This is a genomic window from Methylobacterium longum (genome assembly GCF_022179385.1).
Taxonomy (GTDB): domain Bacteria; phylum Pseudomonadota; class Alphaproteobacteria; order Rhizobiales; family Beijerinckiaceae; genus Methylobacterium; species Methylobacterium longum.
In genome coordinates this window covers 46,729-66,256 of sequence record NZ_BPQS01000019.1, presented here as the reverse complement: position 1 = coordinate 66,256, position 19,528 = coordinate 46,729, and the positions used below count along the sequence as shown (strand labels likewise).

Annotated in this window: 18 protein-coding genes and 1 pseudogene; 7 read left to right on the top strand and 12 right to left on the bottom strand. The window is 68.1% G+C overall.

Features of this window, described 5'->3' with window-relative positions; translation table 11 throughout:
• The first annotated feature begins 25 nt into the window (after positions 1-25).
• On the top strand, positions 26-997 hold the full coding sequence (locus tag MFF58_RS17315; protein WP_238290011.1) for an alpha/beta fold hydrolase: 972 nt from the start codon (positions 26-28) through the stop codon (positions 995-997).
• A 145-nt stretch (positions 998-1,142) separates the two neighbouring features.
• On the opposite strand, the pseudogene MFF58_RS17310 reads toward MFF58_RS17315, so the two are convergent.
• Positions 1,143-1,402, bottom strand: a pseudogene (locus tag MFF58_RS17310) (IS3 family transposase); the annotation flags it as partial.
• Between the two features lie 377 nt (positions 1,403-1,779).
• On the opposite strand from MFF58_RS17310, the gene MFF58_RS17305 reads away from it, so the two are divergent.
• Entirely contained in the window at positions 1,780-3,942 is a 2,163-nt protein-coding gene (locus MFF58_RS17305) for a TonB-dependent receptor (RefSeq protein WP_238290010.1), read from the top strand.
• A gap of 645 nt (positions 3,943-4,587) precedes the next feature.
• Positions 4,588-5,274, top strand: coding sequence for a zinc metallopeptidase (locus MFF58_RS17300; RefSeq protein ID WP_238290009.1), 687 nt, complete (start codon positions 4,588-4,590; stop codon positions 5,272-5,274).
• A gap of 499 nt (positions 5,275-5,773) precedes the next feature.
• Here the strand turns inward: MFF58_RS17300 and MFF58_RS17295 are convergent, their stop codons facing one another.
• The 8 genes from MFF58_RS17295 to MFF58_RS17260 form a co-directional block, all read right to left on the bottom strand.
• Positions 5,774-6,382: a 2-hydroxychromene-2-carboxylate isomerase gene (locus tag MFF58_RS17295; protein WP_238290008.1), complete on the bottom strand. Its 609-nt coding sequence runs from the start codon at positions 6,380-6,382 to the stop codon at positions 5,774-5,776.
• 556 nt (positions 6,383-6,938) lie between these two features.
• On the bottom strand, positions 6,939-8,693 hold the full coding sequence (locus tag MFF58_RS17290) for a complex I subunit 5 family protein (RefSeq protein ID WP_238290007.1): 1,755 nt from the start codon (positions 8,691-8,693) through the stop codon (positions 6,939-6,941).
• Entirely contained in the window at positions 8,690-9,091 is a 402-nt protein-coding gene (locus MFF58_RS17285) for a sodium:proton antiporter (RefSeq protein ID WP_238290057.1), read from the bottom strand. The genes MFF58_RS17290 and MFF58_RS17285 overlap by 4 nt, the downstream gene beginning before the upstream one ends.
• Positions 9,092-9,093: 2 nt before the next feature.
• Positions 9,094-9,870 carry an MnhB domain-containing protein gene (locus MFF58_RS17280; protein WP_238290006.1) on the bottom strand — a complete coding sequence of 259 codons (777 nt, stop codon included), beginning with the start codon at positions 9,868-9,870 and terminating at the stop codon, positions 9,094-9,096.
• Positions 9,867-10,118, bottom strand: coding sequence for a Na(+)/H(+) antiporter subunit B (locus MFF58_RS17275; RefSeq protein ID WP_238290005.1), 252 nt, complete (start codon positions 10,116-10,118; stop codon positions 9,867-9,869). Before MFF58_RS17275 ends, MFF58_RS17280 begins: the two co-directional genes overlap by 4 nt.
• A 10-nt stretch (positions 10,119-10,128) precedes the next feature.
• Positions 10,129-10,413 carry a monovalent cation/H(+) antiporter subunit G gene (locus MFF58_RS17270; RefSeq protein WP_238290004.1) on the bottom strand — a complete coding sequence of 95 codons (285 nt, stop codon included), beginning with the start codon at positions 10,411-10,413 and terminating at the stop codon, positions 10,129-10,131.
• Complete coding sequence (locus MFF58_RS17265; protein WP_238290003.1) at positions 10,410-10,661, bottom strand: monovalent cation/H+ antiporter complex subunit F; 252 nt, start codon at positions 10,659-10,661, stop codon at positions 10,410-10,412. The genes MFF58_RS17270 and MFF58_RS17265 overlap by 4 nt, the downstream gene beginning before the upstream one ends.
• Positions 10,658-11,110: a hypothetical protein gene (locus MFF58_RS17260; protein WP_238290001.1), complete on the bottom strand. Its 453-nt coding sequence runs from the start codon at positions 11,108-11,110 to the stop codon at positions 10,658-10,660. Before MFF58_RS17260 ends, MFF58_RS17265 begins: the two co-directional genes overlap by 4 nt.
• A 172-nt stretch (positions 11,111-11,282) precedes the next feature.
• On the opposite strand from MFF58_RS17260, the gene MFF58_RS17255 reads away from it, so the two are divergent.
• From MFF58_RS17255 to MFF58_RS17245, 3 genes are all read left to right on the top strand, one after another.
• Positions 11,283-11,852 (top strand): NUDIX domain-containing protein, encoded by a 570-nt coding sequence (locus MFF58_RS17255; protein ID WP_238290000.1) that lies wholly within the window; start codon positions 11,283-11,285, stop codon positions 11,850-11,852.
• A 121-nt stretch (positions 11,853-11,973) separates the two neighbouring features.
• Entirely contained in the window at positions 11,974-13,695 is a 1,722-nt protein-coding gene (locus tag MFF58_RS17250) for an IlvD/Edd family dehydratase (protein WP_238289998.1), read from the top strand.
• Between the two features lie 427 nt (positions 13,696-14,122).
• Positions 14,123-15,292 (top strand): acetyl-CoA acetyltransferase, encoded by a 1,170-nt coding sequence (locus tag MFF58_RS17245; RefSeq protein ID WP_238289996.1) that lies wholly within the window; start codon positions 14,123-14,125, stop codon positions 15,290-15,292.
• Between the two features lie 281 nt (positions 15,293-15,573).
• Here MFF58_RS17245 and MFF58_RS17240 read toward each other — a convergent pair whose 3' ends face one another.
• The 3 genes from MFF58_RS17240 to MFF58_RS17230 all read right to left on the bottom strand — a co-directional run bounded on the left by MFF58_RS17240 (position 15,574) and on the right by MFF58_RS17230 (position 18,054).
• Positions 15,574-16,866, bottom strand: a complete 1,293-nt coding sequence (locus MFF58_RS17240; RefSeq protein ID WP_238289995.1) for an O-acetylhomoserine aminocarboxypropyltransferase/cysteine synthase family protein — start codon at positions 16,864-16,866, stop codon at positions 15,574-15,576.
• Between the two features lie 58 nt (positions 16,867-16,924).
• The gene (locus tag MFF58_RS17235) at positions 16,925-17,311 is read right to left on the bottom strand and encodes a response regulator (RefSeq protein WP_238289994.1); all 387 of its coding nucleotides are present in this window, start codon (positions 17,309-17,311) and stop codon (positions 16,925-16,927) included.
• 86 nt (positions 17,312-17,397) lie between these two features.
• Positions 17,398-18,054 carry an alpha/beta hydrolase gene (locus tag MFF58_RS17230; RefSeq protein ID WP_238289993.1) on the bottom strand — a complete coding sequence of 219 codons (657 nt, stop codon included), beginning with the start codon at positions 18,052-18,054 and terminating at the stop codon, positions 17,398-17,400.
• A gap of 264 nt (positions 18,055-18,318) precedes the next feature.
• Here MFF58_RS17230 and MFF58_RS17225 point away from each other — a divergent pair, with 264 nt between their 5' ends.
• Positions 18,319-19,488: a cysteine desulfurase family protein gene (locus tag MFF58_RS17225; protein WP_238289992.1), complete on the top strand. Its 1,170-nt coding sequence runs from the start codon at positions 18,319-18,321 to the stop codon at positions 19,486-19,488.
• The last annotated feature ends 40 nt before the right edge of the window (positions 19,489-19,528 follow it).

Here is a 19,528-nt window from a genome sequence, read left to right as displayed (position 1 = left end):
TCCCGCAATTCACTTGGATGATCTCATGACACGCCAGTCCTTCACCGAGCGTTGGCTCGGACCGACGCTGATCGGGTCCGCGGCCGCGCTCGCCGCCTCTGCGCTCTACGCTGCCTCGAAGTCGCGTGAGGCCGAGCGTGAGACCCCGCCGATCGGCCAGTTCCTCACCGTCGATGGGGTGAGGCTGCACTACGTTGAACGCGGTCGCGGCGAGCCGCTGGTGCTGATTCACGGCAACGGCATGATGATCCAGGATTTCCTGGTCAGCGGCATCGTCGACGATCTCGTCAAGCGTTACCGCGTCATCATCATCGACCGGCCCGGCTACGGCTACAGCGACCGCCCGCGCGGTCTCTGGACGCCGCGCGCCCACGCCACGCTGTTCCAGAAGGCGCTTCAGCAGCTCGGCGTGACGCAGGCCATCGTGCTTGGGCATTCCTGGGGTGCACTGGTCGCGGTCGCCCTCGCGCTTCAGGCTCCGCAGCTCGTCCGCAGCTTGGTCCTGGCCTCCGGATATTACTACCCAACGCTGCGCGCCGACGTCTTGCTCTCATCCCCGGTGGCGATCCCCGGCATCGGCGACCTAATGCGCCACACCGTGTCGCCCGTGGTTGGCCGGATCCTGCAACCCGCCTTGATCAAGGTCATGTTCGCGCCGGCTGCCGTACCAGAACGGTTCGACCGCCAGTTCCCGAAAGCCATGATGCTGCGGCCGGTGCAGCTACGAGCCTCGGCGGAGGACGCCGCGCTCATGACACCCGTGACTGTCGAGCTTCAGAGGCACTATCGCGACCTGAAGCTCCCGGTGGTCATCATCGTGGGCGGAGACGATCAGATTGCCGACGTCGACCGGCAGTCGAAGCGCCTGCACAGCGAGCTGCCCAAAAGTGACCTCATCATCGTGCCCGGGATGGGCCACATGATCCAGCACCTGGCACCGGCGGAGGTCATCTCCGCGATCGACCGCGCCTCTGAGCGGGTCCGCCACGCCGCCTGACGGGTAGAGTCCGCGGATCGTGACGTCGCGACTGTTCGATACCGGTGTCAGGGCGCGCCTGTTCCTCGACACCACCACGTCGGAGAACAGGCCGGGCGGGTTCACAGCTGGCTCATGACCGCCGTACCCCGCCCCAATGCTGATCTGCAACCTGAAGGATCAGCTTGTCGAGCGTGAGATCGGTAATCGCCTTTCGGAGCCGCGGGTTGTCGGTCTCCAGATCTTTCATCCGACGGATCTGAGCGGTCTTGAGGTTACTTACCCACGTCGCCAGCGCCAGTAAGTCACCTCGCTCATGCCGATCGCGCGGATCGCTACTGCCACGCTGTGGCCTCGGTCGACCAGCCCATCCGCCTGCAGCAGCTTCGCGACGATCTCTTCAGGCTTGGGCCGTTTCTTCGACATCGATCCGTCCTCCAGGCTCGGAAGCCATACCAAAGGGCGGACCGCTGCATTGGGAGACGATGATTTGACCAAATGCGGGGATTCCGTTGCGTCCGACGAGCGCAACCGCTCGAAGAGAGCGTTGCAGATCCGCCACATTCCACACAGCATATTTCCAGATTGCAATTCATCTAAGTCAAGACGGCGCCGCGATCATGATGTCCCTCAGTGCGGTACGCGAAAGATAAGAATCCATCTAAGATCCATTTTAGAAACACCCCCCCCCGCAATAGGGGATTAAACCTTGATCCACATTGTGTCCCGCCAGTAACTCCGCATCTGACGACGATGAGATTTTCGGGACATTTCGGCTTTCGTGCGAAGCCGCGGAGTGGATGATGGGCAGGATTCTCCAGTGTCGTTTCCTCGGGCTTCTGCTGACTAGCACCGTATCTGCCACGGTGGCGCATGCACAGCGGGACGTCGCTCCGGCCGAACTTGCCGAGGCCGTAACGCTGGACCAACTCACCGTCGAGAGTACAGGCGAGCGCTTGGAACCGCAGGGCGGCGTCACCATCGGGTATTTGACCAAGCAGACGCGCAGCGCGACGAAGACGAGCACCCCGGTCATCGACATCCCGCAATCCATCACTATCGTCCCGCGGGAGCAATTCCTGGATCAGAATTATCAGAACCTGACCGAGCAGCTGCGGTTCGTGCCGGGTCTGATCCCCGCGCAGGGTGAGAGCAATCGCGATCAGGTGCTGATCCGTGGCCAGAACACCAGCGCGGATTTCTACGTCAACGGCATCCGTGACGACGTTCAATACTTCCGCGATTTGTACAACATCCAGCGGATCGAGGTCCTGAAGGGGCCGGACTCCCTCATCTTCGGCCGCGGCGGCGGGGGTGGCGTCATCAACCGTGTCCTCAAAGAGGCGGACGGCTACCGTGTCAGGGAGATCGTGGCCGGCGGCGGCCAGTTCGGCGACAAGCGCGTGGCCGTCGATGTCGGCGATCGGATCAGCGACAGCGTCTTCTTCCGCCTGAACGGCGTGTTCGAGGATTCGGGGACCTACCGCCAGTTCGGCGACCTGACCCGCTACGGCGTCAATCCGACCGCCACGTTCCTCATTGGCCCGCAGACGACGCTGAAGCTCTCATACGAGTACTTCCACGATCAGCGCTTCCCCGATCGGGGCATTCCCTCTCAGTTCGGCCGCCCTTACCGGTACCGTGACAACATCCGGACCTTCTTTGGCAATCCGAATGTGAATTTCACCAAGGTCGATGCCAACATCGCCAGCGTGCAGCTCGATCACCAGTTCGACTCAGGGGTCGAGCTGCACAGCCAGCTGCGATTCGCCGACTACGACCGGTATTACGTCAACACGCTTCCGGGCAGCACCGTGAACGCGACGGGGACCGCCGTGACGATCACCGGGTACCGCAACGACACGCCGCGGACGAACTACTTCAACCAGAACGACTTTACTTACAAATTCCTGACCGGCGGCATCAAGCACACTCTTCTCGGCGGGTTCGAGCTCGGCTACCAGGAGGGGCTGGCCTATCGGCAGTCCCTGTCCTTCGGGAACACCCTCGCGACTAGCGTCGTGGTCAACCCGCTTCGCCCGCTGACCTTCGCGCCCACAGTTCTGCGCAACAACGGCACGACGGATTCCAACGCGCGCTACAGCCTCGGCCTCGCGGCTGTCTACGCCCAAGACCAGATCGATATCACCGACTGGCTGCAGATCGTCGGCGGCCTGCGCTACGATCATTTCGATTTCGCGTCCACGGACCGGCGCACGCTGCTGACCAACAACCGCGTGGATGATCCGATTTCGCCGCGCGCCGGCCTGGTGTTGAAGCCGCTGCCTAATCTCGCGCTCTATACCAGCTACAGCGTGTCCTATCTGCCCTCCTCCGGCGACCAGATCGGGAACTTCACGCCGGGCTTGGTCATCGCCAAGCCGGAGCAATTTGAGAATACCGAGGTCGGTATCAAGTACGACGTCAATCCGCGCTTTCAGCTCACTGCTGCGGCCTACAATCTGGATCGGTACAACCAGCGTTTGGCCGATCCGAACAACCCCGGCTTCTTCATCCTGTCGGGCAAGACCAACACGCAGGGCTTCGAGGTCGGCGCGAACGGGTACCTCACGGATTGGTGGCAGATCGCGGGCGGCTACGCCTTCACGGATGCGCGCATCGCGAGCGCGACCTCAGCCGTGATCGTGGCCGGCAACACGGTCGGCCTGGTCCCGTTCAACGCCTTCACTTTGTGGAACAAGTTCGACGTGACGCGCGAATTTGCCATCGGCGTCGGCATCCTGACCTACTCACACACTTTCGCAGCGTCGGACAATACAGTGCGTCTACCGGGATACACACGGATCGACCTCGGATTGTTTTACAACATCAGCGAATCCGTCCGTGCGCAGATCAACATCGAGAACCTGTTCGACAGGCGTTACATCTCCACAGCGGACAACAACAACAACATCACGCCGGGCGCTCCGCGGACGATCAGAGCACAGATCATCGCTCGGTTCTGAGCGCGGCCGCTCTCTGGTGTTAAGGCTGCAGGCACGCAAAATCGTCGAACGCATGCGAAGGTTCATCGTTTGACGGTGCGGCGACGTCCAGTCCGATGCAACTGACATTTGGGAGCGGACAGTCCTCCAGCGACCCAGTTTTGCCGCACGAGAACATCTGCGCTGTCACTGTCAGACGACGTTCCTTCCGGCTGTACTCGGACAGCAGTTCGCTCGATTCGAGCGTCGAAATAAGTCGGCCTATCGTAGGCGGGTCGACGCCCAAAGCCATTTGCACGATCGTTGTCACTCCAGAACGAGCTGAGGCTCGTCCGCGCGGCCCGGCGGATGTCGCAACACCTCGTATCGGTCGTCGGCGTAACGATGTCGCCGCGTCAGTGTCGGCGCGAATAGTTTCCTCCTTGCGCGTCGCCTCGGCACTGTCCGTGCCGCTCGGCCCCGATCCATGCGGGACCGGCCATCTCCTGACGTCGTGCCGGCAGGCTCCGGATCACAACGGTAACACGCTGCGATAGCCGTTGCGCGAACGCCTCATTCGCCCGCCAATCCGCACGTCAGCCTTCTCCCGGCCCTTTCGGAAAGGTGCCGGAGGCAGAGTAAAGCACCACGCTTTCACCGACTCGGCCGGGCGCCTACATATCCGGCATGCCCGTCCTCCTGGCGCTCGCCGTCGCCCTCCTGTTCGGCCTCGTGTTCGGCCCCCAGTGGTGGGTGCGCCGGGCGATGCAGCAACATGCCACCGAGCGGCCAGACCTGCCTGGAACCGGAGGCGAGCTCGCCCGCCATCTGCTCGACCTAGCGCAGCTCGAGCACGTTCCCGTCGAGATCGCGCCAGCCGACCACTACGACCCAGTCGCGGACGTCGTGCGCCTGTCGCCGGAGAACCATAATGGCCGCTCGATCACGGCGGTCGCAGTCGCGGCGCATGAGGTCTCCCATGCGCTTCAGCACGCGGCGGGGGACCGGCTCCTGGCGGCGCGGGTGACATTCGCTCCAGTTGTACAGGGCTTCGAGTATGCAGCGGCGGTCGTGATGGCAACCGCGCCCTTGATGCTCGCCGTGGTCAAGTCGCCTGTCCTGCTCGCCCTGCAGGTGGGTATCGGCATCGCGCTCCTCGGTGTTCGCTTCGCGTTCCACCTCGTGACGCTGCCCGTGGAACTCGACGCGAGCTTCCGCCGGGCCCTGCCCATCCTGGAAGCGGGTCGCTTCCTCGACGCTGCCGATATGCTTGGTGCCCGCACCGTACTGCGCGCCGCAGCGCTCACCTACGTCGCCTCGTCCCTCGTCTCGCTCGTGAACATCGCCCGCTTTCGCCGATTGCTCCCGTTCTAAGAGATGGGCGGTGCATCTGAATTCACGCTCCACTCGGCGGCAAGTGGATAATGACCTATCAGCCAGCTCCTGCCGAACAGCTGCGTGGTGCGTGCTGCAAGTGGAGCTTTGAAGCAGACCGGCATGGATCTACCCCGAGCGGCCGTTCACCACCGATCCTGCGCACGGCATTAGATAGCCGGTCGTTCCGACCCGTCGGCGACCGAGAAGAATCACCCGAGACCGCGCCCCGACCACAGTCACCGGCGACCGATAAAGGCGTTTTCCCACCGATGCTCCCGTGAACGACCTTCCGTAGAGTGGTGACCTGCCGGTCCCGCCCCGGAAACCGGCACGGGCCCCGGACCGAGGACGGTTGGCTCCGAAGTCATCCACCAAATCGTCGAGTGGTGTCCTGCCGTGATCATCGTCGACAGGCGAGCGCGATGAGCCGCCGGGTGGGAGAGGCGTCTCCCTCCATCGTCCCCGTGGTCACGGCGGCGCTCCGCACCGATCCATCTCAGCGGTCGACCGCCATTTGGCGCTCAAGGAAGTCCAGCCGGTCTTGGCCCCAGAAGATGGTCTCGCCTACCGCATAGGTGGGGACACCGAACACCCCGCGGTCGATTGCGGCCTGCGTCTCCTTCGAGCGCAGTGCAGCCCATCGTGGCTCACCCGCGCGTTCAAGGATTGACGTCCCGTCCAACCCGATCTCGCTGATGAGGCGCACGAGCGTTTCCCGGTCGCCGGTGTCGGCTTCCTCCTCCCAGAGCGCCTTCAGGATGCGATGCGCCAAGTCGATGGCCCGAGGATCGCCGATCGTCTCGCGCACCACGAGGACACAATGAGCGGCGGTGGCCTCATTGGCGGGAAAATGCTTTGGCTTCAGGTTGATCGGGATGCCAAGGACATCGCGCCAGCGCGCCAGATCCTGAAGGCGATAGGCTTGCCGCTGGGGCGAGCGTTTGTGCAGGGGGAGCCCGCCGGAGGCCGGAAAAACCTCGCCCGTGTCGATGGGATAGATCCGTACGCTCGCACCGTATCGCTTGGCGACACCCATCAGGCGCGCCCCGCCGAGGTGGGTCCAGGGCGAATTCAATGAGACGTAATAGTCCGCCTGGCAGCTCATCGGTCCTCCCATCGACCTACGACTAATGCAGCGGTCCCGCGTCGCCGCCTCGTGTACGCTTAGCCTGGTGCGGACGGCTAGCGCCACGCCTCGCGGGCTCGATCGTGATCATTGGGTAGGGCAATGCTCTGCTCCACCCCGCTGATCGGAGCACCCGCCTGGCAAGCGCAGAGGAAGCAGCTTGGACACCGGCCCTACCGTCTCCGATTAGCCGCGGGTGGGCGGCACGGATCGAGCCCAGGCTCGGCAAGCTCGATGCCTTGAGCCGCCAGGCGATGCAGGCCGGGATCCTGCGCCTGTGGCAGGCGACACGGTTCACAGCCCTGTTCGTGACCCAAGCTGTGGAAGAGCCGTTGGTCCTGACCCAGCGCGCGATCGTGCTCTGGGATGGGCCGGCCGCGATCCGGGTCGATCTCCCCGTCCTGCATCCCGATCCGCGACGACCCGGGACTGGTGCGTCTATGACGGGATATCTTAGATTGCCTCTGACGGCCGATCTGACGGCACGGCACCGCGCTCTCGGCACGCATCCATGGGGCTGCCCGACGTTCGCGCCTCAAACCAGCGTCAGCACAGCGGCGATCGCCGCCACACCGACAGCCAGCCATGCCGCGTAATCGCCGATGAGCCCGCTGTGCAGGAGTTCCAGGGCCCGCGTCGGCGCCGATTGGGTGACGCTGACTGGCCGGACCACTGCTGCCGGCAGCCTCTTGCGGAAAAGACCGTAGCCGGCGCCCACCAGCGCCGCCGCTACCGACGCCCAGGGCAGCCAAGCCGGTCCCTCGGCGAAGGCGCCGACCGCCGGGCGGTGCATGAAGGCCGATGCCGCCCGCGGGATGCCGTGCTCGATCAGGCTCGCCGGCAGTCCGGCATCGAGGGCAAGCAGCACGCAGCAGGGTGCGAGCATCAGCCAGAGCGGTCGATTGGCCTTCTCGCGCTCGTCCTGACTCGGCGCTCCGGCTTCGTCGCCTGGATCCGGCCCGAGCCCGAGGAAGATGCGGCCCGATGCCCGAAGGACTGCGGCCCCGGTCAATGCCGCGCCGATGGCGCCGGCCGCGACCGCGAAGCCGTGGCCCTGCTGCGTCAATGCCCCCTGGACGAGTCGCGTCCCCTGGTCGAGCACCCCGATCGGCAGGCCGCAGAGCAGCAGCCCGGCGAGCGCCATCGCAATCCCGGCCGGGCCGAGGCCCCGTCCGAGGCCGCGCAAAGCGATCTCGTCGATGCTGGCCCGCGTGGCCAACAGGATGCCTGCGATCATGAACAGGGCCCCCTTCACCAGCCCGTGGCCGACCACGTAGATCAGCATCCCGCCCGTGCCGCCCGCCGACAGGGCACCGATTCCGGTGAGCATGATCCCGGCATGCGAGATCGTGGAGAAGGCCAGCATCCGCTTGAGGTGGCGCTGCAGCAGAGCCATCCAGCCGCCGAGCAGGGCGGTGAAGCTGCCCATCCCGATGAGGAGCACGGGCAACGTGCGCTGAACCTGATCGGAACCCGCGAAGACCACGGCGCTCACCTTCGCGAGGCCGAACAGCCCGAGCGAGACCATCGAGCCGGAGAAGATCACTGATACCGGGCTCGGCGCCACCGAATGGGCATCGGCGAGCCAGAACTGGAACGGCACGATCGCGCCCTTGATCATCAAGGCAGTTGCCGCGAGGCAGAAGGCGCCGGCCACCACCGGGTCGCGCCCCCCCCTCGCCACAGCGGCCGCGATGCCTTCGAAATCGAGGGTGCCGGTCTGCGCGTAGATCAATCCGATCCCGCCGAGCATCAGGAAGCCCGCGAGACTGTTGATCACGGTGAAGTTGATGGCGCCCGCCAGGGCCGACTCCTCCAAGTGGTAGGCCGTGAGCGCGAAGGCGGCGACGCTCATCACTTCGAACCACACGAACAGGTTGAACATGTCGCGGGTGAAACAAAAGCCGACCATGGCGGCCAGGAACAGCAGCATCAGGATGTGGAAGTGCCCGTGGGTGCGATCGAAGAACCCCCAGGCGAACAGGAAGGTCAGCGCGTACAGAAGGCCGATGAAGGCCGCGATCCACCCGCTGGCTTCGTCCACCGAGAAGCCGATCCCGAGATGGACGCCGTCCCTCGGCTCCCAGCCGCCGAACCAATAGACCAGGGGGCTATCGGCGGCTCGCGCGGCGATGACGGCGCACAGGATCGCGACGGAGAGCGCCGTGAGCGTTGCCAGTATGTCGGGGAGACGGCCGGGCAGCAGATGGGCGGTCGCCAGCATCGCCGCGCAGACGACGAGCGGGATCGCGACGGGCAGGGGTAGCAGGGCGGCCGGGAAAGCGGTCACGAGACGCTCCGCTCCGCATCGCTCACCCGACTCGGTCCCGGATCGCGGCCGGACTTGCCCCCCGCGCGCATCGGCCGGAGCTTCTCCGGATCGAGGCTGCCACCGCGCTTGTAGGCCTGAATCGTCAGCACGAGGAGGAGGGCTGTGAGCGTCGCGCCGACTACGATGTCGGTGAGCACCAGTGCCTGCATCACCGGATCGACGGCGGGCGTGCCGGGCGGATGATCGTAGAAGATCGGCGCGATGCTGCCCCAGCGATAGCCGAGGCCGAGCAGGAGCACGTAGGTCGCCGACTGGCAGACGCCGAGGCAGCCGACGAGATGGATGAAGTTGCGACTCGTGGCGATGCCGTAGAGTCCGATCCCGAAGAGCCACGCGGCGACCGCGTAGGGCAGCATGCTCACGCCGATTCCTCCCCGGGCTCGTCGGGCTCGTCGGCCGCGCGGGTCTCCTCCATGAATTCCAGGAAGAGCTGCGTGAAGCCGCCCGTCACCGCCAGGGCGACGCCGAGATTCTCGACGAGCATCAGGCCGCCCGAGAACACGTCCCGGAAGGTGCCGAGCGGCAATACGTTCTGCATGAAGGCGGCGCCGGTCAGCATCGGCGCCAGCCCGCACAGGGTGAAGAGCAGCGCGCCGCCGCCCTCCATGGCATCCAGCCAGTGACTGCGCACGGTATCGCGCCAGCCGGCATAGCCCTCGCCGAGGTAGATCAGCAGGGTTGCGGACGCGAGGATCACGCCGCCCTGGAAGCCGCCGCCGGGCGTTACGGTGGCGTGCAGCACCACATACAGCCCGAACAGGGCGGTGAGCGGGCCGGCGATCCGGCAGACGAGCACCACTGTGTCGGAGCGGGGGATCACGGCGCGGCCAGGCCGGCGCATGGCGCGCTCGGTGTTGCCCTCGCCGCGTCGGCCGCGCAGCAGCACCACCGTGCCGGTGATGGCGGCAAGCAGCATGAACTCCTCGCCGAGGGTATCGAGGCCGCGCAGGTCGAAGTTGATCGCGCTGACCATGTTGGCGACGTGCCGCACCTGCGGGGTGATCGCGTTGATGCGTTCGCCGTACTGGGCAATCGTCGATCCGAAGGGTGGCAAACCGGCGATGACCGCCCCCGTGCCGGGAAGCAGGACGAGCCCTGCCAGGACCAGCAGCGCGATCCGGGCGCGGGGGCTCACGACTTCTCCTCGGGCGGTCGGGTCCGAACCGCCATCAGCGCCACGAGGAAGAGAAGCGGTACGGCCGCCGCTCCGACGGCCAGTTCCGACAGGGCGACGTCGGGGGCCTGAAGGGCGTCGAACAGGATCGCCAGCACGAGGCCGTTGACCGCGATGGCGAAGATCTGACGGGCTGGGTCGCGCACCAGCACCACGGCGGTGCCCGACACGGCGGTGAGCAGAAACAGCAGCGGCAGGATGAGCGTCATCGCGGCATCCTCATGCCGAGCGGCCCTCGCGCATCAACAGCGCCCGGCCGGACACGTGCGAGAGCACCGCCGCCCAGGCAAGGAAGACGATCATCATCACGAGGATCTTGAGAGATCGTCCCGAGATGCCGTCGGCGAGGAACGCCGCCGCGGTGACCAGGAACGCCGCGGCGACGTTCAGGAAGGCGAGCGCGTGCAGCCGGTCCAGCGCCCGAGGCAGGCGCCACAGGGCGATGGCGACGAGCCACGTCACCGCCACCGCCAGACCGACAGCCAGGCCGATGAGGATGCTCATATCCAACGCTCCAGGAACACCGCGAGCAGCATCGTGCCCGGCAGGTTGAGTAGGACCAGGGTGAGAGCGAGGTCGGTGGTCGCGGCTTGGTCGGTGGCAAAGGCCATGAAGGTCAGGATCAGGACCGTGATGCTGCCGACGAGCTGACAGGCTGCGAAGCGCTGGCCCGGCCGTCCCCGCCATGTCAGGGCCGCCGCGAGGCCGAGCGGCGGAAGCAGCGCCAGGACGGCGGCCGTCCAGATGTTCATGGGGCGTCGTCCTCGAGGGCGTGCGTCGCCACGGTGCCGTGCTCGCGGTCGAGAATCAGAACGTAGCTGTCCGGCGTGAGCGAGGCGGCGAACAGCCCGACGGCCCGCGCGGCGTAGACCGTGTCGCCCGACGCCGCGGCCCAGGACAATTCACTCGCGGTGCGCTCGCGCGTCGTACCGCCGCCGGCGCGCCCGAGCACGACCCTCGACAGGCGGAGCCCGACGTGGACGGCTTGGCGAGGTACAGCGAGGATGGCTGGGCCGAGCGGCCGGAGCGTCAAGCGATCGAAGTGAAAGCGCGTGCCCCCGCGCCGACCGACGCCCCACCACCACAGCGTGCCCAGGCTGGCACAGCCCACGGCCGCCACGCTCTCGCTCACATTCACGGCGCCGGCGAAGACCATGTAGGTGAGAACCAGCGCGGCCCAGATCGCGACGGCGTCCCGCATCGATCACCCCACAATCCCGCTGATCTTCTCTGCCCGCATCGATCCTGACCGGGGCATGCCCCGCGGAAGCGTGGCCATGCGCATGTCCGACCAAACCTAGCCTCGTGCTTCAGCGTTCCCGGAACAACGGGACACGCTTCCGTGTAGGGCGATCAGTGTTGGGAGGATGCCTATGAAAGCCGAGATCCTCGAGATTCGCTTCATCCACGAGGGCTGGAGCCGGTTCGGCATTGCGCGGGTGCGCCTCGCCAACGGCGCCGTCGTCGAACGGGAGATCGAGGACCACGGCAACGCGGTGGGGATCCTGCCCTACGATCCCGTGCGCAAGGTCGCCGCGCTCGTGCGCGAGCTTCGGGTACCGCCCCTGTTCGCGGCCGGCGAGCAGGTCCAGCTCGAGGCCCCGGCAGGCCTGATCGATGATGGGAGCCCGGAGCAGAATGCCCGCCGGGAGGTGCTGGAGGAGGTCGGCCTCCGCCTGACCGATCTCGAATTCGTCGGTGCCACCTATTCCTGCGCAGGCGTGACCACCGAGAAGCTGCACCTCTACCTCGGCTCCTACGGCCAGGCGGACCGGATCGAGGACGGCGGCGGCGCTGCGGGCGAGCACGAGAACATCCGCGTTGTCGAGATGCCGCTTGCGGAACTCGCCGCCCGGGCCGACGAGGCGGCGATCACCGACCTGAAGACGCTCACCCTCGTCCTTGCACTGCGGGCGCGCCATCCGGAGCTGTTCCGCGCGTGAGAATCCGCTATCGCGTACTCGCTCGGGGGTTGCTGACCGCCGTAGTGCTGGCCGGGGTCGCGTGGATCGCCTTCCACCTGCGCTGACCGCATGTGGCGCAGACGTTTCAGGGATCGATGTCATGAGCGAAGACGCCGGACACGGGGAGCCGCACGGGCTCGACCGGGGCCTGACCAATTACGGCGACCGCGACTTCGCGCGCTACCTACGCCGTTCCTTCGCCCGCTCGATGGGCATCTCGCCGGGCCTGCTGGACAAGCCGGTGGTCGGCATCGCCATGACGCCGTCCGGCTTCAACAACTGCCACCGCGGCATGCCCGAGCTGGTGGAGGCGGTCTCCCGCGGCGTACTGGCGGCCGGCGCCCTGCCGCGGCCGTTCCCGACCGTGTCGCTGGGTGAGGTTTTCCTCAATCCGACCAGCATGATGTATCGCAACCTCATGGCCATGGACACGGAGGAGATGATCCAGGCCCAGCCGATGGACGCCGTCGTGCTGATCGGTGGATGCGACAAGACCGTGCCGGCCCAGCTCATGGGGGCGGCCTCCGCCGACCTGCCGGCGATCCAGCTGGTCACCGGCCCGATGTCCACCGGCCGTCACCGGGGCCAGCGGCTCGGCGCCTGCACCGACTGCCGCGGCTTCTGGGCGAAGTACCGGGCCGGCACGGTCGACGCGGAGGAGATCGCCGAGGTGGAGGGACGGCTCTCCGTCACCGCCGGCACCTGCGCGGTGATGGGCACGGCCTCGACCATGGCGTGCATCGCGGAGGCGCTCGGCCTGTCGCTGCCCGGCACGGCGGCGATCCCGGCGGTGCATTCCGACCGGCTGGTGGCCGCCGAAGAGACCGGGCGGGCCGCAGTGCGGCTGATCCAGTCGAAGATCCGGCCCTCTCAGGTCATCACGGAGAAGTCGGTCGAGAACGCCATTCGCGTGTTGATGGCCGTATCGGGCTCGACCAACGCCATCGTGCACCTCACGGCGGTGGCGGGGCGGCTCGGCATCCGCATCCCCTACGCGCGCTTCAACCAGATCTCCGACGAGACCCCCGTCCTGGTCGACCTCAAGCCCGTGGGCGAGGGCTACATGGAGGATTTCCACGCGGCCGGCGGCATGGGCGCTCTGCTGCGCGAGCTGCGGCCGCTGCTGCATCTCGACACCGTGGATGTGGAGGGACGTACTCTCGCCGAGCGGCTGGACGAACCCGCCGGCTGGGTCGATCGCGCGGTGATCCGCGCGTTCGAGAATCCGGTCTCGCCGGTCGGAGGGCTGGTCGCCCTCACCGGAAACCTCGCGCCCGAGGGCGCGATCTTCAAGCGCGCGGCGGCGACCCCGGCGCTGTTCGAGTCCGAGGGGCGGGCGGTTGTGTTCACCGGCCTCGAAGACCTGAGCCGGCGGATCGACGATCCCGACCTCGACGTCGCGCCGGGCGACGTGCTGGTCCTGCAGAATGCCGGGCCGCACGCCGCCGGCATGCCGGAGGCCGGCTACCTGCCCATCCCGAAGAAGCTCGCCCGGGCAGGGGTGAAGGACATGGTGCGCATCTCGGACGCGCGGATGTCCGGGACGGCCTTCGGATCGATCGTGCTTCACATCGCCCCCGAATCCGCCATCGGCGGGCCGCTGGCCGCGGTGCGCGACGGCGACCGGATCCGTCTGTCGATCCGCGACAAGCGGATCGACCTGCTGGTCGACGACGCGGAGATCGCCCGACGGATGGAGGGCTTCCAGCCGCCGCCGGCGCCGAAGCGCGGCTACAAGGCGCTCTACCGCCGCACCGTCACGCAGGCGCCGGAAGGCTGCGACTTCGACTTCCTGATGGGGGAGAGCGATCGCGACGGGTGACCGGACCGCGCCGGATCGGCCGCGCGAGCGCGCCGCCGCAATCGGCGCGCGCTACGATTCGCCGGGTGCGGATGCCGGATCGTGCGCCGACGCCCCGGCGCAGGCCGACCTCCGGGTCAGCGGTCCCAGATCGTCCTGCGCCCGTCCTAAGACGTGGACCGGCTCCGCTCCGGCCTCTGCGGCCCGGCGGCGCCGGACCAGGATGCCGGCGCAGTCTCGGGTCCCGTCGGGCCCGAGGCGCGGAGCGACGTGCGGAGCCGGCGCGACGGCGGGTCCCGGCCGACACGCTGGCCGACACAGGGGCCGCCACGCTGGCCCCCGGACAGGCTTGCGCGCGGGAGCGGCGTCGCAGGCCTTCGCGTCCGACGCCGCTTGATCGCGGACGGCGGCGGGCCCATCGTCACGACGCGACCAGGGAGAGGACCGGATGACGCGCGCCTGCATCGTGGGCTGGGCCCACACGCCCTTCGGCAAGCTTGAGGAACCGGATGTCGAGGGGCTGATCGCCCGCGTCTCCGGCGAGGCGCTGGCCCATGCCGGCGTCGAGGACTCCCAGGTCGACGGCATCTACGTGGGCTCGATGAACACCGGCTTCTCGAAGCAGGGCTTCGAGGGCTCGCTCGTGGCGGTGAACCGGCCGGGCCTCGCCCACGCGCCCGCCACGCACGTGGAGAACGCCTGCGCCACCGGCTCGGCGGCCCTCTACGCCGCCCTCGACTTCGTCGACAGCGGCCGGGGCCGGATCGCCCTGGTGGTCGGCGCCGAGAAGATGACGGCCAAGTCCGTGGCCGAGACCGGCGACATCCTCCTCGGCGCCTCCTACCGCAAGGAGGAGGCCGACATCGAGGGCGGTTTCGCCGGCGTGTTCGGCCGGATCGCGGCGGGCTACTTCCAGCGCTTCGGCGACCGCAGCGAGGAGCTGGCCCGGATCGCCGCCAAGAACCACCGCAACGGCGTCGCCAACCCCTACGCGCAACTGCGCAAGGACCTCGGCTTCGAGTTCTGCAACCGGGTCTCGGAAAAGAACCCCTATGTCGCGGCGCCCCTGCGGCGCACGGACTGCTCGTTGATCTCGGACGGCGCGGCCGCGCTGGTCGTGGCCGATGCCGAGACCGCCGAAACCCTGGAGCGGGCGGTCGGCTTCCGCGCCCGGGCCCATGTCAACGACATCCTGCCCCTGTCGCGCCGCGATCCGGCCGCGTTCGAGGGGGCCCGCCTCGCCTGGGAGAAGGCGCGGGCTCAGGCGGGGATCGGCAACGACGACCTCTCCTTCGTGGAGACCCACGACTGCTTCACCATCGCGGAATTGATCGAGTACGAGGCGATGGGCCTCGCCGCCCCGGGCGAGGGCTACCGCGTGGTGCGCGAGGGGCTGGCCGAGAAGGGGGGCCGGCTCCCGATCAACCCGTCCGGCGGCCTGAAGGCCAAGGGTCATCCGGTGGGCGCGACCGGCGTATCCATGCACGTGATGGCCTGCCTTCAGCTCATGAGCGAGGCGGGCGAGATGCAGGTGCCGGGAGCGGAGCTCGCCGGGATCTTCAACATGGGCGGGGCGGCGGTTGCCAATTACGTCTCGATTCTGGAGCGGCGGCGGTGAGACAGGCCGGTCGGGTCATGGGAGCGCGGCACGTCCCGCGCCCCGTCCGGTCCCGAACGTGCCCGCTCCCCTCCGCGCCTGCAGCCTGAGGTGCGGGCGCACAGCCTCGGGGGAGACCTCCGGGGATCGCGCGCCGGCGGGAGGGTTCGTTCGAGGCCGCCCCATGCCTCACCGCCATCGGGTTCGGGCGCGAGAAGCGATCGGCGGACCGTCACCGGCCGGAGATCGGCATGCGCGCCGCCGCCGGCGGCGATCCGGCGGCCTCACCGACGGGCCGATCCTCAGCCCAGGCTGTCCAGCGCCTGCCGGAGGTCGGCGATCAGGTCGGCCTCGTTCTCCAGGCCGATCGACAGCCGGACGGTCTCGGGCCCGACCTGCGCGGCGGCCTTCTCGTGCTCCGGCAACTGCCGGTGCGTGGTCGAGGACGGGTGGATCACCAGCGACTTGATCTCGCCGATGTTCACGAGGTGCGAGATCAGCTCCAGGGCGGCGATGCATCGGAGCGCCGCCGCCTCGCCGCCCTTCAGCGCGACAGTGAAGATCGAGCCCGGCCCGGCCGGCGTGTAGCGCCGGGCGAGCTCTTCCCCGGGCTGGCCCGGCAGAAGCGGGTAGCTCACCCGGGCCACCGCGGGATGATCCTTCAGGAAGGCCGCCACCGCCCGGGCGTTGGCGCAGTGCCGCTCCATGCGCAGCGGCAGGGTCTCGATGCCCGTGAGCGTCAGGAACGCGTTCATCGGCGACAGGCCGGGCCCGAGGTCGCGCAGGCCGAAGAACCGGCAGGCCGCCGCGAACGGGGTCTCCGGAAAAGCCTGGGTCAGAACCAGCCCGTCGTAATCCGGCCAGGGCTCGGTGATCAGGTTGTAGCCCCCCGTCCTCGCCCAGTCGAAGCGGCCGGCATCGCAGATCACGCCCCCGATGGTCTGGCCGGAGCCGCCCAGGAACTTCGATGTCGAGTGCACGACGATGTCGGCGCCGTGCTCGATCGGCCGGATCAGGGCCGGGGACGCGAGGGTGTTGTCCACCACCAGCGGCAGCCCGTGGCGGCGGGCGACAGCGGCGATCCCCGCGAGGTCCATCACGGACGCGCAGGGATTCACGATCGATTCGCAGACGATCGCCCGGCATTCCGGCGTGATCGCCGCCTCGAACTCCTCCGGCGTCATGCCGGCGGCGAAGCGGGGCTTCAAGTCGTAGCGCCCGTCGAGGCGGCGCATCAGGCCGAGCGACCCGCCGAACAGGCGCGGGGAGGCGACGTAGGCGTCGCCGCTCCTCATCAGGGTCATCAGGACGAGCAGCATGGCCGACTGCCCCGAGGAGACCGCCACCGCGGCCTTCGCACCCTCGAGATCGGCGATGCGGCGCTCCAGTGCGGCGACCGTCGGGTTCGAGCCGCGGGAATACGAGAAGCCGGTGCGGCGACCGGCGAAGATGTCGGCCGCCTGCTCGGTTGAGTCGAAGACGAAGCCGTTGGTGAAGTAGATCGGCTGGACCCGCGCGCCGGTGGCGGGATCCGGCGCCGCGCCGGCATGGATCGCCCGGGTCGCGAAACGGTGCGGTCGGTTCTCGTCCGTCATGATCCCCGGTCGGGTGTTCGGTGCCGGGACCGCGGGTGAACCCGCGCCGATCGGCGCGTCAAGCCGCGCGGCTGATGAAGGCCTGAAGGGTCCGGACCAGGGTCGTCGGCTCGTAGGGCTTCGGGATGAAGCGCGCGCCCTCCGGCATGTCGTTGGGACCCGGCGTGCCCATGCCGGACACCACCAGGACCGGAATCGACGGCCAGCGGTGCGCGACGAGGCGGGCGAGGGCGAACCCGTCCATCGAGCCCTGCGGCATGTCGACATCCGTCATCAGGACGCCGACATCGTCGCGGTTCTCGAGGACCTTCAGCGCCTTGTCGGCGTGGCTGGCCTCCACGACGGTGAAGCCGGCATCCGCCAGCGTGTCCGAGGCCTCCATCAGCAGGAGGCCGTCGTCTTCCACGAGGAGCACGACGGGTTGGTCGGACGGGCTATCTGACATCAGACCTGCGGAGGTGTGTCTCAATTCCGAAACCCGCGCCGTATTCCTCTGGGGCTCCCCGCGTCAAGGCGCGGGGGCCGGCTGCGTCAGGCTGCCTCTTCGCGCTTGCCGAGGCGCTTGTCGAGGTACGTGTCCACCGTCTGGGTGAGTTCGTCGACGCGCCCGTCGAAGAAATGGTTCGCGCCCTCGACCATCTGATGCTCGATGATGACTCCCTTCTGGGTCTTCACCTTCTCGATCACCGGCATGACCTCGCGCGCCGGCGCCACCCGGTCCTCGGAGCCGTGGACGAACAGGCCGGACGACGGGCAGGGGGCCAGGAAGGTGAAGTCGTAGCGGTTCGCCATCGCGGCGATGGAGATGAAGCCCTCGATCTCGGGGCGGCGCATCAGCAGCTGCATGCCGATCCACGAGCCGAACGACACGCCGGCGATCCAGCAGGACTTCGCTTCGGGATTGACCGACTGCACCCAGTCGAGCGCGGCCGCCGCGTCGGACAGCTCACCCGAGCCGTGGTCGAAGGCGCCCTGGCTGCGGCCGACGCCGCGGAAGTTGAAGCGCAGGGCCGCGAAGCCGCGATTGGCGAACGTGTAGAAGAGGTTATACACGATCTGGTTGTTCATCGTGCCCCCGAATTGCGGATGCGGGTGCAGGATGATGGCGATCGGCGCGCCGCGCTTCTTGGGGGCTTGGTATCGACCTTCCAGGCGGCCGGCAGGACCGGTGAAGATGACTTCGGGCATCGCTCGTCTCTCACGCTCGGGATCGTCCAACAGCGACCGGCGCGACAGCCTTGACTCATCGCGCCCGCACCATAAAAGCGGTCTTAGAACAGTTCTAGTCGATTAGAACAGTTCTAAAGAAGCAGCTCGATGCATCGTGTCGGCTGTCGCGCCGGCCACTCTCGGTCGGCAGGATCTCATTCTCTCGGCGCGCCTTAGCACGGCGAGCGGGTGCGCGGGCAAGGAATTGTGACGCGCCGCAGCAGAGGCTTCGACGGAACACGGATGAGCCGGGCACGCGCCTATCTCGACTACAACGCAACCGCCCCGGTTCGTCCGGCCGTCGCGGCGGCGGTCGCGCGCGCGCTCACGCTCCCCGGAAATCCCTCCTCGATCCACGCGGAGGGTCGCGCCGCCAGGGCCGCGCTGGAGGAAGCCCGTGCGCGGGTGGCCGAGCTCGTGAACGTCCGCCCCGAGCAGGTGATCTTCACCAGCGGGGGGACCGAAGCGGCGAATGCCGTCCTGTCGGGCGATCTGCGGCGGCGCGGTCTGCCGCCCCCCGCGCGGCTCCTCCACACGGCGACGGAGCACCCCTGCGTCGCGGCGGGCCATCGGTTCCCGGACGGGGCCGTGGAGGAGGTGCCAGTCACCGCGGACGGCGTGATCGACTGCGCCTCGCTGGAGACGCGCCTCGCGGCACTGGCGGACCAGCCCCTCCTCCTCTCGGTCCACGCCGCCAACAACGAGACCGGCGCGGTTCAGCCGCTGGCCGACGTGGCCGCCCTGGCGCGGGCGCACGGCCGGACGCTGATCCACAGCGACGCCGTGCAGGCGGCCGGCAAGATCCCCCTCGACATGCCGGCGCTCGGCCTCGACGCGCTGACCCTGTCGGGGCACAAGTTCGCGGCGCCGAAGGGCGTCGGCGCCCTGGTGCTCGCGGAGGGCGTCACCCTGGAGACCGCCTTCTTGCGCGGCGGCGGCCAGGAGCGCCGGCAGCGCTGCGGCACCGAGTGCCTGCCGGCGATCGTCGGCATGGGCGAGGCGGCCCGGATCGCCCGCGCGACCCTCGATCGGGAGGCCGCCCGCCTGTCGGACCTGCGCGACCGGATCGAGGCCGGCGTGCGGGCCCTCGCGCCCGACGCCGTGGTGTTCGCCGCCGGCGCCCCGCGCCTGCCCAACACGCTCAGCGTCGCGGTCCCGGGGCTGGACGCCCCCGCGGCCCTGATCGTTCTGGACCTCGCCGGCGTGGCGGTGTCGTCGGGCTCGGCCTGCTCGTCCGGCAAGGTCGCGCGGTCGGCCACGCTCGCCGCGATGGGCGTCGCGGCGGACCTCGCAGGAGGAGCACTGCGCGTCAGCCTCGGCTGGAACACGGTGGACGCGGATGCGGCATGCTTCCTCGACGCCTTCGAACGGGCCTTGCAGCCCCTATATAAACGGCGAGGACAGGCGGCCTGAGGGCCGCTACCCCCGCTTTCCGAGAGACGCTTCCCGGTCC